General features: G+C 63.6%; 28 protein-coding genes. 15 read left to right on the forward strand and 13 right to left on the reverse strand.

What is annotated here, in order from left to right; all coding sequences use genetic code 11:
• Positions 1-377: 377 nt before the first annotated feature.
• A complete protein-coding gene (locus ACFR99_RS06015) occupies positions 378-1,847 on the reverse strand; it encodes a hypothetical protein (RefSeq protein WP_390285323.1) in 1,470 nt (489 codons plus the stop codon).
• Positions 1,844-2,605, reverse strand: a complete 762-nt coding sequence (locus tag ACFR99_RS06020) for an ABC transporter ATP-binding protein (protein WP_390285325.1) — start codon at positions 2,603-2,605, stop codon at positions 1,844-1,846. The genes ACFR99_RS06015 and ACFR99_RS06020 overlap by 4 nt, the downstream gene beginning before the upstream one ends.
• A gap of 158 nt (positions 2,606-2,763) precedes the next feature.
• On the opposite strand from ACFR99_RS06020, the gene ACFR99_RS06025 reads away from it, so the two are divergent.
• From ACFR99_RS06025 to ACFR99_RS06035, 3 genes are all read left to right on the forward strand, one after another.
• On the forward strand, positions 2,764-4,212 hold the full coding sequence (locus ACFR99_RS06025; protein ID WP_390285327.1) for an NAD(P)H-hydrate dehydratase: 1,449 nt from the start codon (positions 2,764-2,766) through the stop codon (positions 4,210-4,212).
• Entirely contained in the window at positions 4,205-4,699 is a 495-nt protein-coding gene (gene moaC / locus ACFR99_RS06030; RefSeq protein WP_390285329.1) for a cyclic pyranopterin monophosphate synthase MoaC, read from the forward strand. Before ACFR99_RS06025 ends, moaC begins: the two co-directional genes overlap by 8 nt.
• Before the next feature lie 219 nt (positions 4,700-4,918).
• Positions 4,919-5,080 (forward strand): HVO_A0556 family zinc finger protein, encoded by a 162-nt coding sequence (locus ACFR99_RS06035; RefSeq protein WP_390285331.1) that lies wholly within the window; start codon positions 4,919-4,921, stop codon positions 5,078-5,080.
• A gap of 172 nt (positions 5,081-5,252) precedes the next feature.
• Here the strand turns inward: ACFR99_RS06035 and ACFR99_RS06040 are convergent, their stop codons facing one another.
• The 5 genes from ACFR99_RS06040 to ACFR99_RS06060 all read right to left on the reverse strand — a co-directional run bounded on the left by ACFR99_RS06040 (position 5,253) and on the right by ACFR99_RS06060 (position 9,248).
• Positions 5,253-5,996 (reverse strand): beta-ketoacyl-ACP reductase, encoded by a 744-nt coding sequence (locus ACFR99_RS06040; protein WP_390285333.1) that lies wholly within the window; start codon positions 5,994-5,996, stop codon positions 5,253-5,255.
• A 243-nt stretch (positions 5,997-6,239) separates the two neighbouring features.
• A complete protein-coding gene (gene phaC, locus ACFR99_RS06045) occupies positions 6,240-7,853 on the reverse strand; it encodes a class III poly(R)-hydroxyalkanoic acid synthase subunit PhaC (protein ID WP_390285335.1) in 1,614 nt (537 codons plus the stop codon).
• On the reverse strand, positions 7,850-8,395 hold the full coding sequence (locus tag ACFR99_RS06050; protein ID WP_390285337.1) for a poly(R)-hydroxyalkanoic acid synthase subunit PhaE: 546 nt from the start codon (positions 8,393-8,395) through the stop codon (positions 7,850-7,852). Before ACFR99_RS06050 ends, phaC begins: the two co-directional genes overlap by 4 nt.
• Before the next feature lie 50 nt (positions 8,396-8,445).
• Positions 8,446-8,931 carry a hypothetical protein gene (locus tag ACFR99_RS06055; protein ID WP_390285339.1) on the reverse strand — a complete coding sequence of 162 codons (486 nt, stop codon included), beginning with the start codon at positions 8,929-8,931 and terminating at the stop codon, positions 8,446-8,448.
• Positions 8,932-8,933: 2 nt separating this feature from the next.
• On the reverse strand, positions 8,934-9,248 hold the full coding sequence (locus ACFR99_RS06060) for an AbrB/MazE/SpoVT family DNA-binding domain-containing protein (RefSeq protein ID WP_390285341.1): 315 nt from the start codon (positions 9,246-9,248) through the stop codon (positions 8,934-8,936).
• Positions 9,249-9,514: 266 nt separating this feature from the next.
• Here ACFR99_RS06060 and ACFR99_RS06065 point away from each other — a divergent pair, with 266 nt between their 5' ends.
• From ACFR99_RS06065 to cdd, 3 genes are all read left to right on the forward strand, one after another.
• Positions 9,515-10,153: a MaoC family dehydratase gene (locus tag ACFR99_RS06065; RefSeq protein ID WP_390285343.1), complete on the forward strand. Its 639-nt coding sequence runs from the start codon at positions 9,515-9,517 to the stop codon at positions 10,151-10,153.
• A gap of 145 nt (positions 10,154-10,298) precedes the next feature.
• A complete protein-coding gene (locus ACFR99_RS06070) occupies positions 10,299-11,690 on the forward strand; it encodes a phosphohexomutase domain-containing protein (RefSeq protein ID WP_390285345.1) in 1,392 nt (463 codons plus the stop codon).
• Between the two features lie 43 nt (positions 11,691-11,733).
• The gene (gene cdd, locus ACFR99_RS06075) at positions 11,734-12,126 is read left to right on the forward strand and encodes a cytidine deaminase (protein WP_390285347.1); all 393 of its coding nucleotides are present in this window, start codon (positions 11,734-11,736) and stop codon (positions 12,124-12,126) included.
• Between the two features lie 14 nt (positions 12,127-12,140).
• Here cdd and ACFR99_RS06080 read toward each other — a convergent pair whose 3' ends face one another.
• On the reverse strand, positions 12,141-12,575 hold the full coding sequence (locus ACFR99_RS06080; RefSeq protein ID WP_390285349.1) for a DUF488 domain-containing protein: 435 nt from the start codon (positions 12,573-12,575) through the stop codon (positions 12,141-12,143).
• 59 nt (positions 12,576-12,634) lie between these two features.
• Here ACFR99_RS06080 and ACFR99_RS06085 point away from each other — a divergent pair, with 59 nt between their 5' ends.
• Positions 12,635-13,456: a nucleoside phosphorylase gene (locus tag ACFR99_RS06085; protein WP_390285351.1), complete on the forward strand. Its 822-nt coding sequence runs from the start codon at positions 12,635-12,637 to the stop codon at positions 13,454-13,456.
• A gap of 37 nt (positions 13,457-13,493) precedes the next feature.
• Here ACFR99_RS06085 and ACFR99_RS06090 read toward each other — a convergent pair whose 3' ends face one another.
• From ACFR99_RS06090 to ACFR99_RS06110, 5 genes are all read right to left on the reverse strand, one after another.
• The gene (locus ACFR99_RS06090; RefSeq protein WP_390285353.1) at positions 13,494-14,192 is read right to left on the reverse strand and encodes an ABC transporter ATP-binding protein; all 699 of its coding nucleotides are present in this window, start codon (positions 14,190-14,192) and stop codon (positions 13,494-13,496) included.
• Entirely contained in the window at positions 14,189-14,965 is a 777-nt protein-coding gene (locus ACFR99_RS06095) for an ABC transporter ATP-binding protein (RefSeq protein WP_390285355.1), read from the reverse strand. Before ACFR99_RS06095 ends, ACFR99_RS06090 begins: the two co-directional genes overlap by 4 nt.
• A gap of 73 nt (positions 14,966-15,038) precedes the next feature.
• Positions 15,039-16,169 (reverse strand): ABC transporter permease subunit, encoded by a 1,131-nt coding sequence (locus ACFR99_RS06100; RefSeq protein WP_390285357.1) that lies wholly within the window; start codon positions 16,167-16,169, stop codon positions 15,039-15,041.
• Positions 16,166-17,095 (reverse strand): urea ABC transporter, permease protein UrtB, encoded by a 930-nt coding sequence (gene urtB / locus ACFR99_RS06105; protein ID WP_390285359.1) that lies wholly within the window; start codon positions 17,093-17,095, stop codon positions 16,166-16,168. Before urtB ends, ACFR99_RS06100 begins: the two co-directional genes overlap by 4 nt.
• A gap of 43 nt (positions 17,096-17,138) precedes the next feature.
• Positions 17,139-18,389: an urea ABC transporter substrate-binding protein gene (locus ACFR99_RS06110; protein ID WP_390285361.1), complete on the reverse strand. Its 1,251-nt coding sequence runs from the start codon at positions 18,387-18,389 to the stop codon at positions 17,139-17,141.
• A gap of 451 nt (positions 18,390-18,840) precedes the next feature.
• On the opposite strand from ACFR99_RS06110, the gene ACFR99_RS06115 reads away from it, so the two are divergent.
• The 8 genes from ACFR99_RS06115 (at position 18,841) to ACFR99_RS06150 (ending at position 24,335) form a co-directional block, all read left to right on the forward strand.
• On the forward strand, positions 18,841-18,993 hold the full coding sequence (locus tag ACFR99_RS06115) for a hypothetical protein (protein ID WP_390285363.1): 153 nt from the start codon (positions 18,841-18,843) through the stop codon (positions 18,991-18,993).
• An 84-nt stretch (positions 18,994-19,077) separates the two neighbouring features.
• Complete coding sequence (locus ACFR99_RS06120) at positions 19,078-19,461, forward strand: urease subunit beta (protein WP_390285365.1); 384 nt, start codon at positions 19,078-19,080, stop codon at positions 19,459-19,461.
• Complete coding sequence (ureC, locus tag ACFR99_RS06125) at positions 19,458-21,170, forward strand: urease subunit alpha (protein WP_390285367.1); 1,713 nt, start codon at positions 19,458-19,460, stop codon at positions 21,168-21,170. Before ACFR99_RS06120 ends, ureC begins: the two co-directional genes overlap by 4 nt.
• A complete protein-coding gene (locus ACFR99_RS06130; protein WP_390285369.1) occupies positions 21,167-21,496 on the forward strand; it encodes an urease subunit gamma in 330 nt (109 codons plus the stop codon). Before ureC ends, ACFR99_RS06130 begins: the two co-directional genes overlap by 4 nt.
• Entirely contained in the window at positions 21,496-22,116 is a 621-nt protein-coding gene (gene ureG, locus ACFR99_RS06135) for an urease accessory protein UreG (protein ID WP_390285371.1), read from the forward strand. The genes ACFR99_RS06130 and ureG overlap by 1 nt, the downstream gene beginning before the upstream one ends.
• Positions 22,113-23,012, forward strand: coding sequence for an urease accessory protein UreD (locus ACFR99_RS06140; protein WP_390285373.1), 900 nt, complete (start codon positions 22,113-22,115; stop codon positions 23,010-23,012). Before ureG ends, ACFR99_RS06140 begins: the two co-directional genes overlap by 4 nt.
• Positions 23,012-23,629 carry an urease accessory protein UreE gene (gene ureE / locus ACFR99_RS06145; RefSeq protein WP_390285375.1) on the forward strand — a complete coding sequence of 206 codons (618 nt, stop codon included), beginning with the start codon at positions 23,012-23,014 and terminating at the stop codon, positions 23,627-23,629. Before ACFR99_RS06140 ends, ureE begins: the two co-directional genes overlap by 1 nt.
• Entirely contained in the window at positions 23,622-24,335 is a 714-nt protein-coding gene (locus ACFR99_RS06150) for an urease accessory protein UreF (protein ID WP_390285377.1), read from the forward strand. The genes ureE and ACFR99_RS06150 overlap by 8 nt, the downstream gene beginning before the upstream one ends.
• Positions 24,336-24,417: the final 82 nt, after the last annotated feature.

A 24,417-nucleotide genomic window follows, 5' to 3' on the forward strand; every position in this document is an offset into this window, starting at 1 on the left:
AAGGACGCGATCCGGCTTCCTCTTCCCGTCCTGCCGTCGGCATGGGTGCGTTTTTGACACCCCCCACTTCGACCGACGGCGAGGATTGTCCCGCCGATTTAATTCCCGGTGTCCTCGCGCTCTCTCCCCAAGCGGGGAACGGGACTTCAACCCGTTCGCGGTCGTCGTTCCCGAGTTCAGGATGCGGTACTCCCGCACCACGGGTGCCAGTTTACTGGTGGCACCTCCCGACCCCGACGTGTGCGAGGACGGCAGTACTACGAGATACGTCGTGGGTGCTGTTAAATCTCTGCGAACGCGCTTCCTCTCCGCCCTCCCGCTCGCTTCGCTCGCGCTTGAGGACGGAGGCTCCGCGCTACCGCATGCTGACACCCTCGTTACTCCGTCCGATAGCGTGCGTCCCAGCGCGGGCCGGCGCGACTCGAGAGGACAACACCGATGGCGCCCATCACAACCCCGCCGACGCCGAGCGCAGTAGCGAGTTCGACGGACGGCGGGACGACGACGAAGCCGGCAACCAGCGTCGGGACGAGCGCGACGGCGACGCCGAGAGTAAACGTCGCGAAGCGGACTGCATCGAAGAGGAACTCGTTGGGGTCGAAGCCAGCGATGTAGACGGTCAGGCCGTAGTAGTACAGCGCGTAACCGGCCAGCAAGATTGCGCCGACGACGGCGTCCAGAAACGCCGCGTCGAACCAGACGACGGCCGCGAGGTAGGGCACCGCGACCGTCGGCGCACCGACGAGGACGAATGCGATCCGCTTGGCCCGGAAGACATCCGCGATCGAGACGGGGTAGGCGAGGTAGGCCTCGAGCGAGTCGAACTGAGTCAACCAGTTGTAGGTCGTAAACGCCGAGAGCCCGAGGACGCCGCCGAAGAAGATCCCCGGTGCGGGTGCGATACCGGTGATCGAGTCGACGACGCCGACGAGCGCGGCCACGAGCGCCAGCAGGATCGATGCCGAGACGAACGGCTTCCAGACGCCACCGGACGAGCGCGCGAGGTCGAGCAGCGACTTCGTGACCAGCGGCGCGTTCTCGAGGGAAAGTGCCCCGCTGAGGCGAGCGAAGTGATCGGTCGCGGTCCGTGAAGGTCGGCCGTACATCGGATCGTACACGGTGAGCGAGACCGTCGCGACGACGACGGTGCCGACGGCCAGCCCGCCCGCAGTGACTGCGGAGCCGCGTACCGGCACAAGGATGGACTGAACGACCTCGAGCCCGCCAGTGGCCCAGCTGCCGACGACGGCGAGGCCGATCGTCAGTCCGATCGCCCACGGCGGCACGCCACGGGTTCGGACGGCGATCAGCGCGACGGTCGTCGCCATCCCGGCCGCGAAGACGAGCCAGAGCGACAGCCAGAACAGCCCGACCGTAAGCGGCGTTGCAGCCGAAACCCCCGTCAGGGCCGCACTCGCAAGCGCCATCGGCAACACGAACGCGACGCCGTAGAACAGGGCGTCTTTCAGAAGGAAGACGCCGAGCAACCGCCGGCGCGAGAGCGGCAGCGTCGTCGACGACGAGAGCAACAGGGACAGCCGGCCGAAGACGTTCTCGAGCATGTCCGACCCCGCGAAGCCGGCGGTGCCGCTGTAAAGGCCGAAGCCGACGGCAAGCGCGTGGAGACCGCCGACGATCGTCCCCCGCGCGGTGCCGGTCTCGAGCAGCGCGACCGTCGCGCTCACCGCGAGGACGGCGATGACGACCGGGAAGAGCGCGAATCGCCAGCCGCCGAACAGCTGGGTGTGCATGCGCCACTCCTCGCGGAAGAGCACCGCGAGCAGTCGCCGAGTCGAGAAGCCGGTCCCGTTCGAACCGCCGCGGTCGCCAGTTGCACTACCAGTCATGAGCCCAATCGTTCGAGCGTTGGCGTATCTCGCGTCGCTTCGGCCTCGACGCGCTCGAGGAAGAGCTCGAGCAGCGACTCGTCGTCGTCGCCCTCAGCGTCGTCAAGCGAGCGTTCGGTCACGAGCTGGCCGTCGGCGACGATGCCGACGCGGGTACAGATCTCCTCGGCGACGTCGATGTTGTGCGTCGAGACGAAGACAGCGTTGTCGCCGGCCGCATACGAGACGAGAAAGCGCTTGACTTGCTCCTGGACGAGGGGATCGAGGTTCGCCAGCGGCTCGTCGATGAAGACCACGTCCGGCTCGTGGACGAACGCCTGCGCGATCATCACCTTCTGTTGCTGGCCGCGCGAGAGGTCGGTATGCAGCGTATCGAGCTTGCTCTCGAACCCGAGTCGCTCGGCCCACGCCGCCGTCCCCTCGGCGACCCGGTCGGCCGAGAGGTCACGCACCTCGCCGACGAACTCGAGGTACTCACGCGGCGTCAGAAAACTCGGCGGCGACCCCTGTTCCGGCAGGATACCGACCCGCCGGCGCGTTGCGAGGGGTTCCGTCGCTGGATCGGTCTCGAGAACGCGCACCGTTCCCGCATCCGGTTGAATCTGCCCGGTCAGCGTCCGAATCGTCGTCGTCTTCCCGGCACCGTTCGGCCCGAGGAAGCCGTACAGCTCGCCACGTTCGACGGTGAACGTCATCCCGGCGACCGCCTCGACGGCTCCGTAGGACTTTCGCAGCCCGTTGACGCGAATAGCACCCATTGAACGGCGAACCATTCACAGGAACTGATATTAACGGTGCTGGTCGCGGAACCGACGCGTATTCGAGTCGCGCGACGCTCGGCCGACGATGGGTGAGAGCCGCCGAACGGGCTGCACCGTCCGCAATCTTCAACGGTCGGCCGGCCGAACCCTCGCGTATGATTACAGGCGAGCGAATGGCCGCCGTCGATGCGAACGCTGCGGCGCTGGGCGTGCCACAAAAGCAGTTGATGGAGTCGAGTGGACATGCGGTCGCTCGAGCGATCCGAGAGGTCGCCGACCCGGGCGCGCGGGTCGTCATCGTCGCTGGCCGGGGGAATAACGGCGGTGACGCGTTCGTCGCCGCCCGATTTCTGGACGCATACGACGTCACGACGCTACTACTCGGCCGCGCGGAGCTGATCGGGACCGACATCGCCCGCGAGAACTGGGACGCGCTCGAGCAGGCCGACTACGACACCCGTGAAGTGACTGACTCGAGCGCCCTCGCAGCCGACTCGAATGCGTTCGATCTCGACGAGGCGGACGTGATCGTCGACGCGATGCTCGGCACGGGCATCAGCGGCGACCTCCGGGAACCGGCGGCGACCGCGGCGGCGGCGATCAACGCAGCCGACGCACACGTCCTTGCGGTCGACGTTCCCTCCGGGTTCGACGCCGACGGTGGCGATCACGCGGCCAACGGCGTTACAGCCGATCGTGTTGTCACCTTCCACGACACGAAACCGGAACTCGACGACCTCGACGCCGAAGTCACTGTCGCGGATATCGGGATCCCGGCCGCCGCAGAACGCTTCGCTGGGCCCGGCGACGTTTCCCTCGCTCGACCCTCCAGTCGCGACGGTCGCGTCTTCGTCATCGGCGGCGGGCCCTACACCGGTGCGCCGGCACTCGCCGCACAGGCAGCGCTGCGAGCCGGCGTCGAACTCTCCTTCGTCGCTGCGCCCGATTCCGTCGCCGGCGAGATCCAGGGCTACGCCGAGGACCTCATCGTCCAGCCCTACGGAAGCGATCGTCTCTCGCCGGATCAGGCCGACGACCTCGTCGCCACGGCCGAACGCCACGACGATATCGTCGTCCTCGGTCCCGGGCTCGGGACGGCAGACCAGACGCTCGAGGCGACACGGCAGTTCCTCGAATCGTACACGGGACCGGCGGTCGTCGACGCCGACGCGCTATCGGTCGTCCCCGAAGTCGAGACCGAGGCGACGCTCGTCTGTACGCCCAATCGCCGAGAACTCGCCCGGATGGGCGGGCCGGACACTGACTCGCTGCGCGAGGCAGCAGACGAGATCGAGGCCTTCGCAGCCGAGCTGGGCCACGTCGTCCTCGCGAAAGGCGTCGACGACGTGATGACTGACGGCGAGCGCACCCGGATCTGCCGGGCAGGCACACCGGGAATGAAAGTCGGCGGCACTGGTGACTTGCTGGCCGGCATCGTTGCGGCGCTGCTCGAGGAGGCTGACCCACTCGAGGCCGCGACGGCCGGCGCGTACGTCAACGGCGTCGCGGGCGAGCGCCTCGCTGAGACCGATGCACTCGGCGTACTCGCCTCCGAGATGCTCGACGAAATTCCCGCAGCCCTGTGGGGTGGGGATGATGAGTGAAAACGACGACGCGGCCGGCGACCTCACCCACACCACTGACGAGGGCGACGTGCAGATGGTCGACGTCGGCGACAAACCGGACAGCAAGCGTCGTGCGGTCGCGGCCGGGGAGATCCGCCTCCAACAGTCGACGATCGAGGCCATCAGAGACGACGAAGTCGGCAAAGGCGACGTACTCGCGACCGCCCGTGTCGGGGCGATACAGGCCGTCAAGCACACGTGGGAAACGATCCCAATGTGCCATCAGATTCCGATCACGAACGTCGACACTGATTTCTCGCTCGCCGAGGATCGGATCGAGCTTCGGGTTGCCGTCGAGACCACTGGGAAGACGGGTTGTGAGATGGAAGCCCTCGAGGGCGTGACGACTGGTCTCAACGTTGTCTGGGACATGGTCAAAGCTGTCGAGAAAGACGATGCGGGTCAGTATCCCGATACGGGAATCGAGAACGTGCGCGTGCTTGCGAAAGAGAAAGAGCGAGCGTAGCAGGGAAGACGATACTCCAGCCGCCGCTCGTGCCTGTGGCCTGCCTGATAGCGTGTAGATGCACGCTGTTATGAGGAGCTATTAAAACGAGATGCATGACAGTTGTGGTCGGCTTCGCTACCGAATATCTGAGTGCACTATCCAACCCACGAGAAGTATGATTGTTATACTCTATCAGTAAAAGGATTTACAATAGTGTCCTGATTTGAAATCAATGAGATGCAACTAACGGACGACGCTGTCGGCTCTCCCGTGCTCGAGGCTCTCGAAGGAAACACTTGCACGTTCTGTGAGGAGGGCATCCTTCTGCAGGACAGCTACAAGGGAAAGCAGGCTGTGATCTGTGACAACTGTCACGTGCCGGGCGCACAGGTGTGGTAACCGCTCTGTTTGAAGCCGGTTGCAGACGCTTCGTGCGACTGTGTTTCTGTCTCGAGACCCAGGTTGTGTCGTTTCTCGTACCAGTGTTCGCGTCCTGAAACTGACACAGTAGACACATATACGAAGATCAGACCGGAAAGACGTTTCGAGAGAGGCTAGTACTCGAGTCCGTCTACAGGTCCATTCCACCGTTGACGTCGATCACTTCGCCCGTCACGTACGACGAGTCCTCGCTCGCTAGGAACCGGACCACAGCAGCGATGTCCTCCACTTCGGCCAGCCGCTCGAGCGGGATCTCCGCGATGATCCGATCGAGTACGTGGTCCGGGACGCTGGTGACCATGTCAGTGGCCGTAAAGCCGGGGGCGACACAGTTGGCCGTCGAGCCACCCTGGGCGAACTCGAGGGCGATCGTCCGCGTGAACCCGAACATCCCACTTTTCGCAGCGGCGTAGTTGGCCTGCCCGAAGTTCCCCTGTTTGCCGACGACGCTCGAGATGTTGATCAGCCGGCCCTCGTCGGCGTTCCAGATGTCGTCGTAGAACACCTGGGTACAGTTGAACATCCCGCCGAGGTTGACATCCATCACGCGGTCCCACTCCTCACGAGACATTTCGGTGAACTGCTTGTCGGCGGTGATACCGGCGTTGTTTACCAGCACGTCACACTGGCCGAAGGCCTCGTGGCAGACTTCGCGCATGTGCTCGACAGCTGCGCGGTCGGAGACATCGGCCTGGGCCGCGACGGCCGACCCGCCCGCCGATTCGATGGCGTCGACGGCCTCGTGTGCGTCCTCTTCCGACGATCGGTAGTTGATGACGACGTTCGCCCCCTCTTCACCGAGATATTCTGCGATTCCGCGACCGATGCCCCGTGCCGAGCCTGTGATCACACAGGTGCGACCATCCATAGACATAGTTCACATGTTCAATCCCGGATGATAAATAATGGCGTGTTATTAGTCAGTGATTTGATGATGAGAACAACCCAACGGAGAGGCGGTGGACACGCTCGCCTGTGCCCCCAAATCTGAGTAGTGACCTGGACAAGTTGTCGTCACTGTCCAGTTAAATCGGTACCGCAGACAAAGCGAGAATTCGCTCGAGCCGCCGTCGCTCGACGGCTCCTGTGACCGTGACCGTAGGCCACCACCAGCTGCTTATCGCTCTTGAGCCTGTTCGATCCAGTCTTCGATCCGGCTCGGAGCGATGCCCGTTTCGGCGGCGAGGTCGGCGACATCTGCCTCCGCGAGTTGGTCGAACGTGTCGATACCGGCCGCGGAGAGATCCTCGGCGTATGCCTGGCCGACTCCGGTCAGATCCGTGAGATCGTCTGGTTCGGACTCGAGTTCCTCGTCCGTAACCTCCTCGACGACCTCCTCGTCGACGGTCATCTCGCCGGGCTCAGCGGGTTCTTCCTGAACGTCCGTTTCGCCGCGCTCGACGATCTCCTCGTCTGACCGGTCCTCGCCGTGGAGCTCGCTCGTCTCGGCGTCGAGGTCCGTCTCGGTACTGGAACTCGCCACGGAGTCGAGATCCGTCTGGGCACTGCTCTCGGAACTCGTCTCGACGCTCGAGCCACCGTTGGTGAGATCCACTGTGCCGGACTCGTCGCCTGCGACATCTTCGGCGAGGGTGGCGTCTTCGCCCTCTACCTCTGGTGTTTCCGGCTCAGCGCTTTCTTCCGTGCCATCCGAGCGCGCTTCGAACCAGTCGCAGACCTGCGGCCACAGTTCCTCGTGGCTTCGCGAGGAGACGGACATGCCGATGTGTCCTGTCGCGAACTCGAGGATCTCGGTGTCATCCGAGGCGATCTTCTCGTTGAACGGTTTGGAAGCCCCTGGCGGGATGAGGTGATCGTACTCGGCAACGATCTGGAGGACGGGCATGTCGATGTTGGTGATATCGACGTGCTCGCCGCCCAGTTCGAGTTCGTTCTTATACAACTTGTTCTCCTGGTAGATGTCGTTGATGAACTCCTCGTAGGCGACGCCGGCGACGTCGATCCCTTCGTCGAGCCAGCGTTCCATCCGGGCGAAGTTCTCGACGAAGTCTTCGTCCTCGACGTTGTCGTAGAACCGGACGTACTTCGTCACGTTGTTCGCGACGGGGTCCATCAGCGCGAAGCCGATATCCAAGAACTCCGCCGGGACGTTGTCGAACGTCTCGGTGACCCGCTCGGGATCGTAGTAGTCTTCGGCACCCCAGAGTTCGAGGACGCCACCGTCGCCCGCAAAGCAAAGACCGGCGGCCATCAGGGAGAGGTTCTTGACCTTTTCGGGGTGCAATGCGGCGTACATCGCCGACATCGTCCCGCCCATGCAGTAGCCGAGGATGTTGATCGCGTCCTGGCCGGAGCGCTCGCGGACGACGTCAGTACAGTTGTCGATATACCGGTTGACGTAGTCGTCGAGCGAGAGCTGTCGATCCAGCTTGGATGGTTCGCCCCAGTCGATCAGGTAGACGTCGAAGCCGGCCTCGAGCAGCGTTTGCACCACGGAACGGTCGGGCTGGAGGTCGAGGATGTACGGCTTGTTGATCAGCGCGTAGACGACGAGGATCGGAATGTCGTGTTGCTCCTCGGTCTTCGGTTCGTAGTGGAGGAGCCGGAGTTTGTTCTCCTCGTAGACGACCTCGCTTGGCGTCTGGCCAACCTCGACGTTCTCGAGCGTCTCGGTGCGCTCGGGTGCGACCTGGCTCTTCTCGGCCAGGTTGGCGGTCGCCTCCCAGGCCTGTCGCTGCATTTCCAGCGCGGTTGCGTACGGGTTCTTCATTGCTCGTCTAGGTGCTCGAGGACGCGGTCGAGTTTCTCCTCGACTGCGTGCTGGCGGCGCTCGAGTTCGACGAGGCGGTCGCCGATTTCGACGACGTCGTTTTCGGTCGCAAAACCAAGCGACCGGAGCGTCTCCTGGGAGGCCTCGTCGGCCTGCTGCTGGAGTTCGAGGACGTCACCGACGGTCTCGCCGGTCATCTTCGCGAAGGCGGTCGTCGACATGACGTCTTTGAACGCCTCGTTGGCCGTGTTGAGCCAGATGTCGCGGAACTCATCGACGTCGACGTCTTCGCCTTCGAGCTGGTCGTTCATGCGATCGACCATCTGCTGGGAGGCGTTCATCCACGTCTCGTAGGCGCGGGCATAGCCCTCGACGCCGTCTGAGAGTTCGGTGTCCTCGCTTACCTCACCGACGGTCTCGGACCAGCTCTCGACGAACTGTGCCTGGGCTTCCATGTTGTCCTCGAGCGCCTCGAGGAACTGTTCGTTCCACTGTTCGACGAACGCGTTCCAGTTCTGTGTCTGGGGCTGTGAATCTGTCATTGGGATAAAATTGGGGATCGACTACCAAAAGGCTAGGCCCGGCCGACGGTCTACGCCGAGGCGTCGAACTCGTCGGTGGCCGCTTCGACGTTCTCTGCGACGGTGCTGACGTTCTCCTCGACCTGCTCGTGAGCCTCGAGGGCGGCGTCAAACGACGTATCGACGACCTCGGTGTAGCTCTGGGCGAACTCCTCGTAGGCGACTTCCGACTCCTCGAGCGCGTCGAGCATCGCGTCGATCGACTGCGACTGGGCCTCGGTGGCCGAGTCGACGCCTTCGTCGACGAGTTCGCGGAGTTCGTCGAAGTCGGCTGCGTCCTCGGGCATCGAGGCCTCGAGGGCGTCGAAGTAGGCGTGGACGGCGCCTTTGGTCAGTTCTGCGTTGGATTCGAACAGCGAGCCCGACGTTTCGACGGCGTCGGCGAAGACGCTGATCGACGTCTGTTGTGCCTCGAGGGCATCGTGGGTGAACGACTGGCTCTGTTCGAGTGCGGTGCGCTGTGCGTTGAATACTGCGGTGAGTGGGTTCTGAGTCATGATTAATCTTCTCGGTTGCGTTTGACGGGGACGACGATAGTCTGGACGATATCGCCCTCTTCAATGTCGAGGGCCTCCCGTTCGGGGCCGGGAATGCTGATCCGACCGCCGCTCTGGACGCGGGCTTTGAACGTCGCCGTGCCCATGTTCATCGGCCCGAAAGCCGACGTGTTCTCGAGCGGGTTCGCCGACGTGGCCTGCAGCAACTGTTTCATCATCTCCTGCTGGGATTCAGCGACCTGTTCGCCTGCTTCCTGCATTTGCTCGGTAAACATCGAGGGTGGGAACCAGAGCGATCGGTCGGAGTCGTCCGTCATCAACAGTGAGTTGGATCGCGGACATAATAAGCCTTTCCACTAGATACCATCTGATGGCAAGAGATGGTAGATTCAGTATAGTAACCCCGATCTATTACGATGAGAGACGGCGGTCACGACTAATCAGCTGATATGATAGCGCCCCCTGTAAGTTGAGATTTACAGGAAGAGCGTCGCTAAGTCCCAGTTACTGTGATTTTCCGTCAGAAAATGAGACTTGTAACAGCCAAAGAAGTCATATAGCCGCCACACTTAGCCGCTTATAGATGTCCCACCAGAACGCGGGTGAAGACAACCTTGCGGCCATGACCGACGCGTGGTCGGCGATGACGCGAGGCTTCCTTCGAACGGCGACCGCGGCGAATCGTGCTGCCGTCTCTGCAATGCTCCCGTCGACCAACGAGAGTAACGGCACGGAAGCGGGGCGAATCGCTCCGTCGATCCCGTCGATCGATTACTCCGATCTCGACTGGGAGTTCGAGCGAACCGTCAACGATCCAGCTCACATCAACGTCGGTGACACCGTCACCTTCGAGAAGGCGCTCTCCGACGAGGACATCCGGGCGTTCGCCGCCGTCAGCGGCGACACGAACCGGCTCCACCTCGACGACGAGTTCGCATCCGAGACCCGGTTTGGCGAACGCATCGTCCACGGAACGCTCGTCTCCGGGCTCATCAGTGCTGCCCTCGCACGGCTTCCCGGACTCACGATCTACCTCTCACAGGACCTCGAGTTCAGCGGCCCCGTCGGCATCGGCGACCGTGTCTCGGCGCGCGTCGAAGTCGTCGAGAGCCTCGGGAACGACCAGTACCGGCTCGAGACGATCGTTCGGGACGAGGACGACGACGCGACCGTAATCAACGGCGAGGCCGTCGTCCTGATCGACGACCTGCCTGCCGAGTAACGCACCTCGGTCGAAGGACGAGATCGCTCGCTGCGTACCACAGCCGCTTCTGTCTCCACATGACAGCCGCGTTCAATGGTGCAAGGACTGTCACGATGCTGCCCGAGTCTTCGAGACTAAGTAGCTCCTCGCGGAACCTAGCCATATGACCCTTTTCGGAACTGCAGGAATTCGCGGCCCGGTCGAGGACGTCACACCCTCGCTCGCGCTCGCCGTCGGTCAAGCCGCCGGCGAGCCCGGCCAAACGTTCGTCGTCGGTCGCGACGGTCGAGAGACGGGACCGGCGCTCGCGGCGGCGATGGAAGCCGGCCTCGAGAGCGCCGGGGCCGACGTCCGCCGCCTCGGACAGGTACCGACACCCGCGCTCGCTTTCGCCTCGCGTGGCCGACGCGGCGTGATGCTCACCGCCAGCCACAACCCGCCCACGGATAACGGCATCAAACTCTTCGTCGACGGCGTCGAGTACGACAGCGACGCGGAACGACTGATCGACGACCGCATCACGAGCGAAGACTCTCGACTCGCTCGCTGGGAGGAGTGGGGCGACTCCGAGCAACTCGGGGTGCTCGAGCAGTATCGCGACGCGGTCGGCAACTACGTCCGCGAGCGGTTCGCTGATCAGCCCGATGGGAATGCGACCGTGAGCACGCCACTCGAAGGCCTTCGAATCGCCGTCGACTGCGGGAACGGCGTGGGTGCGCTGGCGACGCCACAGGTCCTCGAGCGACTCGGCGCGACCGTCGTTGCGATCAACGCATCCGTCGACGGCCACTTCCCCGGTCGCGAGAGCAAGCCGACGCCGGAGACGCTAACGGAGTTCAGTGAGTTCCTCGCAAACGCTGACTTCGACCTCGGGCTGGCCCACGACGGCGACGCCGACCGTCTCGTCGTCCTCGGTCCCGACGGCGACGTGATCCACGAGGACACGATCCTCGCCGTCGTCGCGGCCCACTACACAGCTGACAGCGACGCCGGCGATCCAGTCGTCGTCACGACGCCCAACGCCTCGGCACGCATCGACGAGCGGGTCCGAGTGGCTGGCGGCCGAGTCGAACGCGTCCAGCTGGGGGTGCTTCACGAGGGGATCGCCAGAGAACGCGAACAGGGGACGGAAGACACCGAGATCGTCTTCGCCGCCGAACCCTGGAAACACATCCACACCGCGTTCGGCGGCTGGATCGACGGCGTCGTAAGCGCTGCCGTCGTCGCTGCGCTCGTCGCCGACGCCGGCGACACGGCGACGCTCCGCGAGCCGGTCACTGAACGTCCCTACCGGAAGGTCAGCGTCAACTGTCCGGACGCGGCCAAAGCCGACGCGATGGCCGCCCTCGAGACGACCCTCCCCGATGCGTTTCCAGGTGCAGCGGTCGACACGGAGTACGGCATCCGCCTCGAGTTCGACGACGCCTCGTGGCTGCTCGTCCGACCCAGCGGCACGGAGCCGTACATCCGCCTGTATGCGGAAAGCGAGTCCGTCGACGACCTCGTTTCAAAGGCGCGGTCGGTTATCGAGACGGCGATCGAGCAGAGTCAGTAGGGAGTCGATATCCTTTGGTGGCCACTGATCGAACCCATCGTCTATGGACGACCTTATCCAGGCCGCTCGCGACGTCCAGGACCGCGCACACGTCCCCTACTCCGAGTATCGAGTCGGTGCCGCCCTGGAGACCGAAGACGGCGACGTTTTCGTCGGCTGTAACCTCGAGAACGCCAACTTCAGCAACAGCCTTCACGCCGAGGAGGTCGCGATCGCGGAGGCCGTCAAGAAGGGTCACCGGGAGTTCACACGGCTCGCGGTGAGTTCGGATCGCCGCGACGGTGTCACTCCCTGTGGGATGTGCCGGCAGACCCTCGCGGAGTTCTGTGATGACGACCTCGTCGTAGTTTGCGACGAAGGCGAAGACGAATCACCGACGGAGTATACGCTAGGCGAACTGCTGCCGAATACGATCTCGCAGGAGACACTCGAATAGTAGGAATCGAATCGCTACGAGAGCAGTTCCTCGAGTTGCTCCCGAAGAATCGTCCGGTGACACCGCTTTTTCTCGGTGTTTTCGTAACAGACCAGCGCCAGCGATTCGCCCGACTTCAGCCGGTCTTCGAGCTCTGACAGCACCGCTTGTGCGTCGGCCGACTCCTCGAGATACGCCCGATACGCCGCGCCGAACCCGACCTGATCCCACGCGGCGTTGTGCGCACCTTCCTCACAGAGGCCCTGCATTTTCATGTCTTCCTCGGCGTCGTGAAACGCCTCGAGTAGGTCGGTCGGCGGACCGAGTTCGGGCTGATTCTCGTCGACGGCCGCGTGAAACCACCCGGTCGGTCGCCGAACGACGCCGACACGGGTTGCGTCCGGCGGCAGGTCCGCCAGCCCGTGTTGAATTGCGGCGACGTACGTGTCTGTGAGTTTTTCCCATGTCATAGCGTGGCTCTATTCGTCCTGCAGTTATATACCGTGACGGATTGAATCGTCGCTATTCAATGGCTCGCGACAGTGAAGACCCGAACGCTGACGTCCAGTACCATCTCGAGGTCGGCCCCGACGACGTGGCAGACACCGTCTTGTTGCCAGGCAATCCCGAACGGCTCGAGACGATCGTCGATTTCTGGGATGACCACGAGATTCGAGGGCATCACCGCGAGTACCGGACGGCGACGGGAACGTACGAAGAAACGCCGATTTCGGTCACCTCGACAGGGATCGGCAGCCCCTCTGCTGCGATCGCCGTCGAGGAGCTGGCACGTGTCGGCGTCGAGACGTTCATCCGCGTCGGCTCGTGTGGGGCGATCCAGCCGGAGATGGCCGTCGGCGACCTGGTGATCACGACCGGCGCGGTCCGTCAGGAGGGAACCAGCGACGAGTACGTCCGCGAGGACTACCCGGCCACCGCGGATTACGAGGTCGTTTCCGCGCTCGTCGCCGCCGCCGAACGACTCGGCTACGACTACCACACTGGCGTGACGATGAGCGCGGATTCGTTCTACGCCGGCCAGGGTCGGCCCGGCTTCGACGGGTTCGAGGCCGCCGGGTCCACCGAACTGGTCGACGACCTCAAAGCGGCGAACGTCAAAAACATCGAGATGGAGGCGAGCGCCATCCTGACGCTCGCGAACCTGTACGGCCTTCGGGCAGGCGCGGTCTGTACCGTCTACGCCAACCGCGAAACCGGCGAGTTTCGAACCGAAGGAGAGGCCCGCGCCGCCGAAACCGCGACGCTCGCAACCCACCTCCTGGCAAAGATGGACGCGGTCAAACGCGAGGCCGGCGTCGACCGCTGGCACGCCGGCCTCTCGCTCGAGTAGCCCGAACGACTCGTCCTCGTCCCCATCGGTTCCGGGATCAAACCACGAGATGTTCTGCCAACTGCTCGCGATCCGCGAGACTCGTTTCGTCGAGTTCGTTGACGATACGTCCTTTGTCCATCGCGTAGCAGCGATCCGCCAGGTTCTGGATGACCGAGAGATTCTGCTCGACGAACAGGATCGTCGTCCCGAGGTCCTCGTTGATACGCCCGAGGTCATCGGTGATCGACTGGACGATCGAGGGCTGGACACCCTCCGAGGGTTCGTCGACTAACAACAGATCGGGATCGCCGACGAGTGCACGCCCGATCGCGAGCATCTGCTGTTGGCCGCCACTCATCGTGTCGGCGTCCTGGTCGGCCCGCTCCTCTAAGATCGGGAAGTACTCATAGACGCGGTCGTACAGCGTCGTATCACCGTTTCCGACGTTTTCACCGATTAAGAGGTTCTCCTCGACGGTCAGCCCGGGGAAGACGTCCCGGCCTTGCGGGACGTAGCCGATGCCCAGTCCCGCACGCCCGTCGGCGGATCGGTCGGTGATATCCTCATCACGGTACCGAACCGTGCCGGTATCGGGCTCGAGCAGGCCCATCACCGTCTTCAACAGGGTCGTCTTTCCGACGCCGTTCTTGCCCATGATCCCAACGATCTCGCCCTCGTCGACGTGACAGCTCACGTCCCGAAGGATGGGTGTCCCCTCGTAGCCTGCCGTGAGGTCCGTGATCTCGAGGGTCATGCGTCTTCCCCCAGGTAGATACGCTGGACGGCCTCGTCCGCCTCGATCTCCTCGATGGGGCCCTGCCGGAAGATCGACCCCTGGTTCAGCACCGTCACCTGATCGGAGATCTTGCGGACGAACTCCATGTCGTGTTCGATGACGACGAACGCCATCCCATCGTCATTGAGCGATCGGATCAGGTCGGCGACGCTCGCGGTCTCTTCGACCGACATGCCCGCGACGGGTTCGTCGAGCAACATCAGCGTCGGCTCGAGCGTCGTCGCCATCCCGATCTCGAGGCGCTGTTGTTGCCCATGCGAGAGGTCGCCGGCGGGGGTGTCGGCCCGGTCGGCGAGGTCGACTTCCTCGAGGGTCTCGCGGGCCACCGCGCGGATGTCGTCGTGGTCGGTCCGCTGGAGTGGGATCTGCAGGTTCTGTGCGACGGTGAGATCTTCGTAGATGTGTGGCGACTGGAACTTCACGCTGAGCCCCGCGTTGATGCGCTCGTGCGCCGGCATGGCGGTGAGATCGGTGCCGTCGAAGTAGACGTGGCCTTCAGTCGGCGAGAGCTGTCCGGTGATCAATTCGAGCAGCGTGGACTTGCCGGCCCCGTTGGGGCCGATGAGACACTGTAGCTCGCCCTCGTCGACCGTGAAGTCGACGCTATCGACGGCGGTCAGTCCGCCGAAGCGCTTGGTGAGGTTCTCTGTCGCTAATACCGTATCCTGGTCGGGACCTGTCGCCGCCACGGCGGGCGTGACCCTGACGTTCGGATCGCCGGGCGTGCTCACGATGCGTCACCTCCGACGATGAGCCACCGGTGGCTGGCGACGGCAGTTCGTGATTGGTCGGTGAGTGAGGTGGTCATTCGACTGCTTCCTCCGTTGGACGGCTGGATGAACGGTCCCCGACGCGCTCGAGTAGCCGCGTTCCAAGTCGGTCGAGAGACGGTGCGACACCTGCTGGCATGAACAGGATGACAGTCAGCAGCAAGCCGCCGATGATGACGAACGCCCATTCGGGTCCGAGCGGGCCGACGCCTTCCGTCAGTCCGGTTCGCAGCCGCTCGATGGCCAGCGTCGCGCCGACGGTCCCGAGCAGCGATTCGCGACCGCCGACGCTGGCCCACACCACGGGCAGCGCAGCGAACTGGACGCCGAAGACGGTCGGGTCGACGTAGTTCCCCCAGGCGGCGTAGAAAACGCCGCCAATGGCCGCGAGCGCGCCACCGATCGTGAACGCGACGAGTTTCACGAACGCGATGTCGTAGCCGAAGGTGGCGGTTCGCTGTTCGTCCTCGCGGATAGCGACCATCGTCATTCCGAACCGGCTGTTAACGAGGACGCGCAACGCAAGGTACGTGACGACGAGCGCCACGAGCAGCGCGTAGTACAGTGGGATGATGTCGCCGAGCTCGAGACTCGTCTCGCCGATGCCGACGACGAGGTCCGGAATGTCGGGCATCCCGTTGAATCCGCCGAGCTGGGCCTCGCCGACGGCCCACTCACTGCCGGCCGTCTGGGCCATGAACGTATTCAACACCAGCGCCACGACGAGCGTGATGATGGTGACGTAGACGTCGCTGACGCCGCCGTAGAACATGAAGTAGCCGAGCACCAGCGCGAACAGTGTTCCGGTGGCGACCGCGCCGACGAGTGCGGCCGTGATCCCGCTTGCCGACGAGAAGTTCACGCCGATGATGCCGAACGTGTAGGCGGCGATGCCGAAGAAGGCGACCTGCCCGAAGCTGAGGACGCCGCAGTAGCCCCAGACGACCGTCAGGCTCACCGCCAGAAACGCGAGCGCGAAGTATTTCGTGGACGTCAGGACCGCGTACAGCCCTACGAACTGGGGATAGGCTGCGAGAGCGACGACGGCCACCGCGAAGACGGCCCAGAACGGCGTGGAGTTACCGAGCGTGTTCGGTCCCTCGAGACGGTCGCGAACCCGGGCAATCGGTCCCATACTCGAGTCGCGCGAGTCGATGCCAGTCATTGCTCGGCCCTCTGACGGTCACGCCAGTTCTCGACGTATCCCGTAATACCGTCTGGAAGCAGCCGGAGTAGGACGATCGCGACCAGTAGCATTGCCATCAGGCCAATGAAGGTCCCGAGTTGCCAGCTGAACACCGCATTGACCAGCCCCAGGAGCGTCGACGCGGACAGCGTTCCAACGACGACCGACGAGCCACCGACGACGACGGCGACGAACGACTCGACGAGGAAGGTGCTCCCGCGGTCGGGCGTGATCGCGCCGATAGCAGGGGCATACAGCGCGCCGGTCAGCCCCGCGAGTGCCGACCCGATGGCGAACGTCGTGATATACATCCGGTCGGTGTCGACACCCATCGCACGCGCCGTCTCGGGGTCCTCGATGGTCGCCCTGGCTTTTACGCCGAATTCCGTCCGAGTGAACAGGAGGTACAGGCCGCCGAGAACGACCAGGGCGGCCGCCGGCAGGAACACGCTCCGGTAAATCGACGAGGTGTACGGCCCGTATGCGACGTTGCCCATCGGCGTCGAGATGCTGTCGAGGCTGGACCCGAAGGCGATGAGCAGCAGTTGTGCGACCACTAGAGCGAGCCCCCAGGTCGCGACCATCGAATCCAGCAGGCGGTCGTAGAGATGCTGCACGATGAGTCGCTCGACGACGACACCGAAGACGGTTGTCACGGTAACGCCTGCGATCATCGCGAGTGGGAGCGGTGCGCCGGCGTGATACGCCAGTGCCGTTCCGTAGATACCGATGAGGATGAACTCCCCGTGGGCGAGGTTGATGACGCCCATCATTCCGAAGATAACCGCCAGGCCGACCGTCACCAAGACGATAAACCCGAAGGTGTTCAGGAACTGAAACAGCAGGGACAGCCCGTCGTAGACCGGCAACACTGCCGTCGATCCTGCCGCTACGCTCGCAGTCACAGGCGATCACCGCTGAGTCCGATCTGCTTGTGTTCAATCATCGTCATACGTCGTAGACGTCGCCGGGCTCGTACTGGGTTTGTTTGGACTCCTCGCGCAGATCACAGCCATCGCCACCCTGAACCTCCTCGCGGAGGAAGGTCGGCTCGATGAACTGTTCGGCGTCGAAGCTGATCTCGTGATTCTCGTCGGCGTGTGCGACGCGCATCTTGTGCGTCATGTGGTGGGTCGCGCCGTCGAGTTCGATGGTGCCCGAGGGAGCCTCGATCTCCATGCCATTCTCGAGTTCCTCAATGACTGCCTCCTGATCGAAGGTGCCGGCCGCTTCGACGGCATCGCGCCACATGTACACCGAGAAGTAGTTGTTCTGGGCCTCCTGGTTGAGGTAGTTGGCGTCGGGCCATCGGTCGTAGAAGTCCTCGACGAAGCCCTCGCCGCGCTCGTCGCCGAGTTCCTCCATGTAGCTGACGCCGGCGTAGACATCGGTGAGGGCGTCGGGTTCGTAACGGATGTGCTCGTGGCCCTGAGCCATCGTCGTGGAGGTGCCGATAGGGATCAGCATGTCGTTGGCGTCCCGCTGATCGTAGAAGTTCTCGTGGTTGGATCCGACCAACATCGACATGACGAAGTCGGGATCTTCGGCCTGGATCCGGTTGATGACCGACGAGAAGTCGGTCTCGTCCAGCGGGATGTACTCCTCGCCGACGATGTTGTAGTCGTTCTCGTCGGCGATGACATTGACCCAGTCACCCGATAGCTGGCCGAAGTTGTAGTCGGCTGCGATGATGTAGATGTCCTCACCGTACTCTTCGGCCAGGTACGGCGTCACCGCGCCGAGTTGCTGGCGAGCGGTCGCGCCCACCGGGAAGATCGTGTCGTCACACACCCCGCCTTCGTACTGGGTCGTGTAGAAGTACAGCTGGTCGTAATCGTTGATCATCGGCCGGATCGCCTCGCGGGTCGCACTCGAGTAGCCGGCCCAGAGGGCATCGACCTCGTGTTTGAGGATCATCTGCTCGGTCAGTTCCTGGTACCGTTCGTTGTCCGACTGCGGATCGGGATCCTCGATCTGGATCTCCTCGCCGAGGATGCCACCGTCGTCGTTGATCTCTTCGATTGCGAGCCGCGTCGCCTGCCACTTCGACGTCCCGTTGAGCTGGAAGTTACCCGAACGATCCTCGAGAATCCCGACGGTCGGCCCGTCGGAGCCGCCAGATCCCATACAGCCGGCGAGAGCCGCGCCGAGGCCCGCCCCTCCGGCCGACAATATCGAGCGTCGAGAGACGTTACGCATGGAGACGATCACCACGGCTACGGAGACGAACAATCAGTTCCACTAACGCACCGAATTTGGGCTGAAAGACACCCGAATATCCAGTCATTTCCACACTGGCTCGACAATCATAGTCAGTATATAAGAATTTTCGATATATTGTCCACACATGGCCAAACACGACTGTACAATAGGCAGAGTATTCTTTTCCTTATACGGATGTGGCGCGAACAAACGAATACTCGAAACGAACGTCCATCCTCCGTGGTGCTACCGCAGCGGAAGGAACGATACCGACAGTGCCATTCGGTAGTTGTCCAGCCAGACATCCTTCGACGTAATATCTGATTAAACTCGAGCATATCGATCACTTATCATGGAATATCAGAACAAATGTATTGTTTGTAGATTCGTCTTGGAAAATATCGCATGAATAGCCATACTATGTACTATCCAGCACAGAGGGGAACGTATGTTCGACGCACTACTGCATACTGGTACAGAACACCCGAACCTCATGCCGATCGTCGTCGCGAGTTTCCTCACGTTCGTCGCAGGGCTCGGGGCAGCTTACTCCGAGCGCGTTCGCGAGTTCGTACGCACACTGTCGAGTTCGTCGGAGTAACCTCCTCAAAACGATGCAATCGATATCTACCGGTGCGTACCTGGAGCGGCGCCAATCCCGTCCTCGGACGGAGGTGGCGTGGTCGTGAGCGAGTTCGTCCCCGGCGAGTTGCTCACTGATAGCGACCCCGTCGAGATTAACGCCGGCCGGGAGATGGCGACGGTCACCGTCGAGAACACCGGCGACCGGCCGGTGCAGGTCGGCTCACACTACCACTTCTTCGAGACGAACCCCGCACTCGCGTTCGACCGGGAGACGGCCTACGGCATGCGACTCGACATTCCGGCGGGCACCGCGATCCGTTTTGAACCCGGAACCGAGCGGGACGTCAACCTCGTCGCCATCGGTGGCGACCGCGTTGTCTACGGCATGGGCGGCCTCGTCGATGGACCACTCGACGACGAGGAAACGCGTGAGCGTGCGCTCGAGCACGCGGCAGAACAGGGATACGGAGGGATCGAAGAGTGAGCCGAGAGCTCGCGCGCGAGGAGTACACCGACCTCTTCGGCGCGACCGAGGGCGATCGGCTCCGACTCGGCGACACGTCGCTGTTGGCCGAGATCAAACGCGATCACGCGACCTACGGCGACGAAGCGGTCTTCGGCGGCGGGAAAACGATGCGCGACGGCATGGGGATGCAGTCAGGGACCACGCAAGCTGACGGAACCCTCGACTGGGTCTTCAGTAACGTCGTCGTCATCGATCCGATCCTCGGGATCCGGAAAGCTGACATCGGTGTCAGAAACGGGGAGATCGCCGGCATCGGTAAAGCCGGCAATCCGGATACGATGGACGGCGTCGACGAGAATCTCGTCATCGGACCGAGCACGGACACGGTGCCCGCCGACGGTCTGATCGCCACACCCGGCGCACTCGACATTCACGTCCACTTCAATAGCCCGCAACTGTTCGAACATGCCCTGGCGAGCGGGATCACGACGATGTTCGGCGGCGGCTACGGCGGCGGCGCGACCACCTGCACGTCGGGCCCGCAAAACATCAAGCGATTCCTGCAAGCCGCCGAGGAATGGCCGATGAACGTCGGCTTCTACGGGAAGGGCAACAGTAGCCGGCCCGACACGCTCCGCGAACAGGTTGAGGCCGGCGCCTGCGGACTGAAACTCCACGAGGACTGGGGATCGACACCGGCCGCGATCGATACCTGCCTCGAGTACGCCGAGGAGGCCGATGTCCAGGTGTGTATCCACACGGACACACTGAACGAGTCCGGTTTCGTCGAGGAGACCTTCGACGCTATCGACGGGCGAGCGATCCACACGTTCCACATCGAGGGTGCCGGCGGCGGCCACGCGCCCGACGTGCTCGAGCTGGTCGGCCACGAACACATGCTGCCGTCCTCGACGAACCCCTCGATGCCCTACACCGAGAACACCTTCGACGAACACCTCGACATGGTGATGGTCTGTCACCACCTCAACCCGGACGTTCCGGAGGACGTGGCCTTCGCGGAGTCGCGCATCCGCGCAGAGACCATCGCCGCCGAGGACGTTCTCCACGATCAGGGAGCGATCAGCATGATGACCTCCGACTCGCAGGCGATGGGTCGGATGGCCGAGGTCATCTCCCGGACCTGGCAGACGGCGGATAAAATGAAACAGCAACGCGGCCCGCTGCCCGCAGACGAAGGGACCGACGCCGATAACGCACGCATCAAACGGTACGTGGCCAAGTACACCATCAACCCCGCAATCGTCGCGGGCATCGACGACTACGTTGGCTCGCTGGAACCGGGCAAGCTGGCCGATCTCGTCCTGTGGGATCCCGAGTTCTTCGGTATCAAGCCCACGTGTGTTATCAAGGGTGGCTTCCCCGTCTACAGTCAGATGGGCGAGGCCAACGGTTCGCTCATGACCTGCGAACCGGTCGAGATGCGCCCCCGTGCCGGCGCGATGGGCAAGGCCAAACACGCCCTATCGGTGACCTTCGTCAGCGAGGCGGCCGCCGAGAACGATGTCGGCGAGGCATACGGGCTCGAGACGCCGGTCCGGCCGGTCACCGGCACTCGATCGGTTCGGAAGTCGGACATGGTCCACAACGACTACTGCCCCGACGACATCGACATCGACGCTCAGACGTTCGAAGTATCGATCGACGGCGAGCACGTGACGTGTGAGCCGGCCGAGGAAATCGCGCTCGCACAGCGGTACCACCTATGAACCTCACACCGAAAGAACGGGAACGACTGACGATCTTCATGGCGGCGGAACTGGCCCGCCGCCGGAAAGACCGCGGCATCGCACTCAACCACCCCGAGACGGTGGCGTACATCTCCGACTGGGCCTGCGAACGCGCCCGCGAAGGGATGTCCGTCGCCGAGATCCGCAAGGAGGCGACGACGCTGTTGACCCGCGAGGACGTGATGGACGGCGTGCCCGAGATGATCGACATGGTACAGGTCGAGCCGATGTTCCCCGACGGGACGAAGCTCGTGACGATCCACGACCCGATCCGGGCCGACAACGCAGCGCAGGTGGCAGACTAATGGGACACAGAGACGTTGCGACCGTCGGACTCGGCGGTCCCGTTGGGTCCGGCAAGACTGCCATGGTGAAACGGCTCGTTCCCCGGCTGGACGACGCCGGCTACAACGTCGGCGTCATCGCAAACGACATCATGACCCAGGAGGACGCCGACCGACTTCGAGAGTCTTTCGAAGGCGTGCTCCCGCCGGACCTTGTGGAAGGCGTCGAGACTGGTGCCTGTCCCCATACCGGCATCCGCGAGGACCCCTCGATGAACCTCGCGGCTATCGACGCGTTCACTGAGGCCTATCCCGACCTGGATGTCGTGTTACTCGAGAGCGGTGGCGACAACCTCGCGGCGACGTTCAACCCCGAACTCGCCGACTACTTCGTGTTCGTCATCAGCGTCGCCGAGGGCGACGATATTCCCCGGAAACGGGGCCCAGGCGTGACTCAGGCCGACCTGCTGGTCGTCAACAAGACCGACCTCGCGCCACACGTCGACGCCGACCTCGAGGTGATGCGACGCGACGCCGCACAGGTCCGCGGCGACGATCCCACCTGTTTCACCGACTGCAAGGCTGAGGAGGGCATCGACGCGGTCGTCGAGCACATCGAAGAGAACGCGCTGTTCGTATGACTGCTGTACCACACGCCTTCGAGGAGTACGGCGACGAGACGCTCGAGCAGGCGCCGGCGTTCGGACCAGGAAAAGACGGCGTCTTCGAAGCGACGCTCGTCCGCGAACCGGGCGAGGAGACCCGGTTGCTGCGCGACTATGCGAAAGTGCCCTATCACCTGACCGGCACGCTGGATAGCGATCCGGCTCCGGGGCTGACGACGCTGTGTCTCCAGGAGCCGACCGGCGGCGTCGCCCAGGGGGACCGACACAGCATCGACGTCACCGCGCGTGCGAACGCGCGGGCCCACGTGACGACCCAGAGCGCGACGAAGGTCCACAGCATGCGCGCGAACTACGCCCATCTCGACGCGACGCTGGAAGTCGGGGCGGACGCCCACCTCGAGTACGTGCCCGGCCCGACGATCCTGAACGAGGACGCACGGTGTCTCCAGACGACCTCCGTGGAGCTCGCGGAGACGGCGTCGGCCATCGTCGGCGACGTCCTGATCCCGGACGGGCTCTCCGACCACGAGCCGTTCGCGTTCGACCACTACTATAGTCGCTTCGACGCCCGGTGTGACGGTCAGCTCGTGTGTACGGATGCGATCGATCTGCGGCCCGACGAGCGTGACCCGCGCGATCCGGCGACCGTCGACGAGTACGGGATCGTAGGCACGCTGTACGTCCTGGCTCCTGCCGAGGACGCGGCGTCGCTGTCGGATCGCGTTCACGATCGGCTCGCCTCGCTCAAGGCGACGACGGCCGGTGCGTCGGAACTGTCCTGTGGGGCCGGCGTCGCGGTCCGCGTCCTCGGCCACCGGAGCGCGGACGTCACCGAGGCGGTGACCGCCGCGTGGGACGAGGCGCGACGGGCGATACTTGGAGTCGGCGCACCCGCCGACAGGAGGTACTGATGCGTCGAATCGACGGCATCGTCGGCAACCGCTATGATAATCCTGATCTCGAGGACCAAGTCGCGGCTCACGAGGATGCCGGCACACTCGAGCGGGTCGTGCTCGACGCCACCAAGCGCAGGAAGTCCCGCCTCCGAGTCGAAACCGATGCCGGAACCGATCTCGGCGTGCTCGTTGACCGTCCGGAGCTCAGGGAGGGCGATATCCTCTTTCTTGACGATGACCGAGCCGCGATCGTGACGTTCCGATCCCGGGAAGTCTACGTCGTCGAGTTACCTGACCCCACTTCGGACGCGATGGCTGCCGCCGTCGAACTCGGCCACCGGGTCGGTAACCAGCACTGGGATATCGCGATCGACGGTGGCCTCGTGTACGTCCCCCTCGAGGCCGACAGGCACATCGTCGAAGCCGTCGTCGGCGACTACGTCCCCGAAGATGCATCGACGTACTATGACGAGGTCGATGCGACGCTGTTCATCGACGACGAGCCACAAGATCAGGGACACGAGGCGATCGATGTCGATCAGGAACCCGAACACGACCACGGCATGGGCGTCCATCATCACGACTCGGGTTCACACGAACACGGCCACGGGCACGACCACAGTCATGAATGACGCGGCCTTCCTGACGGCGATGCGGCTCGCCGATTCATTCCTGCCGGTCGGCACGTACACCGCCTCGTACGGCATCGAACAGTACGTCGCCGACGGACGGATCGGGACGGCTGATGAACTCGGCGCGCTCGTCGAGGCATATCTCCGGCGCGTCGTCGGCCCGGCCGAGACGGTCGCACTGGCGAACGCCCACGGCGCGGCTGCAGCCGACGACCTCGAGGGAATCCTGGCCGCCGACGATCGCCTCTCCGCCGCGACGCTTCCTGCGGAGTTTCGCGCGAGTTCGAGCAAGGCCGGCAGCAAATTGCTCGAGTTACTCGCGGACACCGACGAGGAACTGCTCGAGACCGCGGACATCGATGGTGCGGCTGCAGCGTATACCAACACAGTCGACGAAGGGATGGCTCGTGGGCAGTATCCAGTCGTGCTCGGCGTCGTGACCCAGTGTGCCGGCCTCGAACGGCGAGCGGCATGTCTCGTCGGCGCGTACTCGTTCGTCACCGAACTACTCGGAGCGGCCCAGCGGCTCGGCCGGTTCGGTCACACGGCCATCCAATCGCAGCTGGCCAACCTGCTGCCCATCGTCGAGGACGTCTGTGCGAAATACGCCGAGGCCGACCTCGAGACGCTGACTACCTTTGCCCCGCTGGTCGAAATCGAGAGCATGCGCCACGAGCGTGCCGACCGACGGCTATTCATGAGCTGATCGCCCGAAGCTCAGCACGCGGTAGCGCGGAGCCTCCGTCCTCAAGCGCGAGCGAAGCGAGCGGGAGGGCGGAGAGGAAGCG

It is taken from the genome of Haloarchaeobius amylolyticus, from assembly GCF_042678045.1.
Classification (GTDB): Archaea; Halobacteriota; Halobacteria; order Halobacteriales; family Natrialbaceae; genus Natrinema; species Natrinema amylolyticus_A.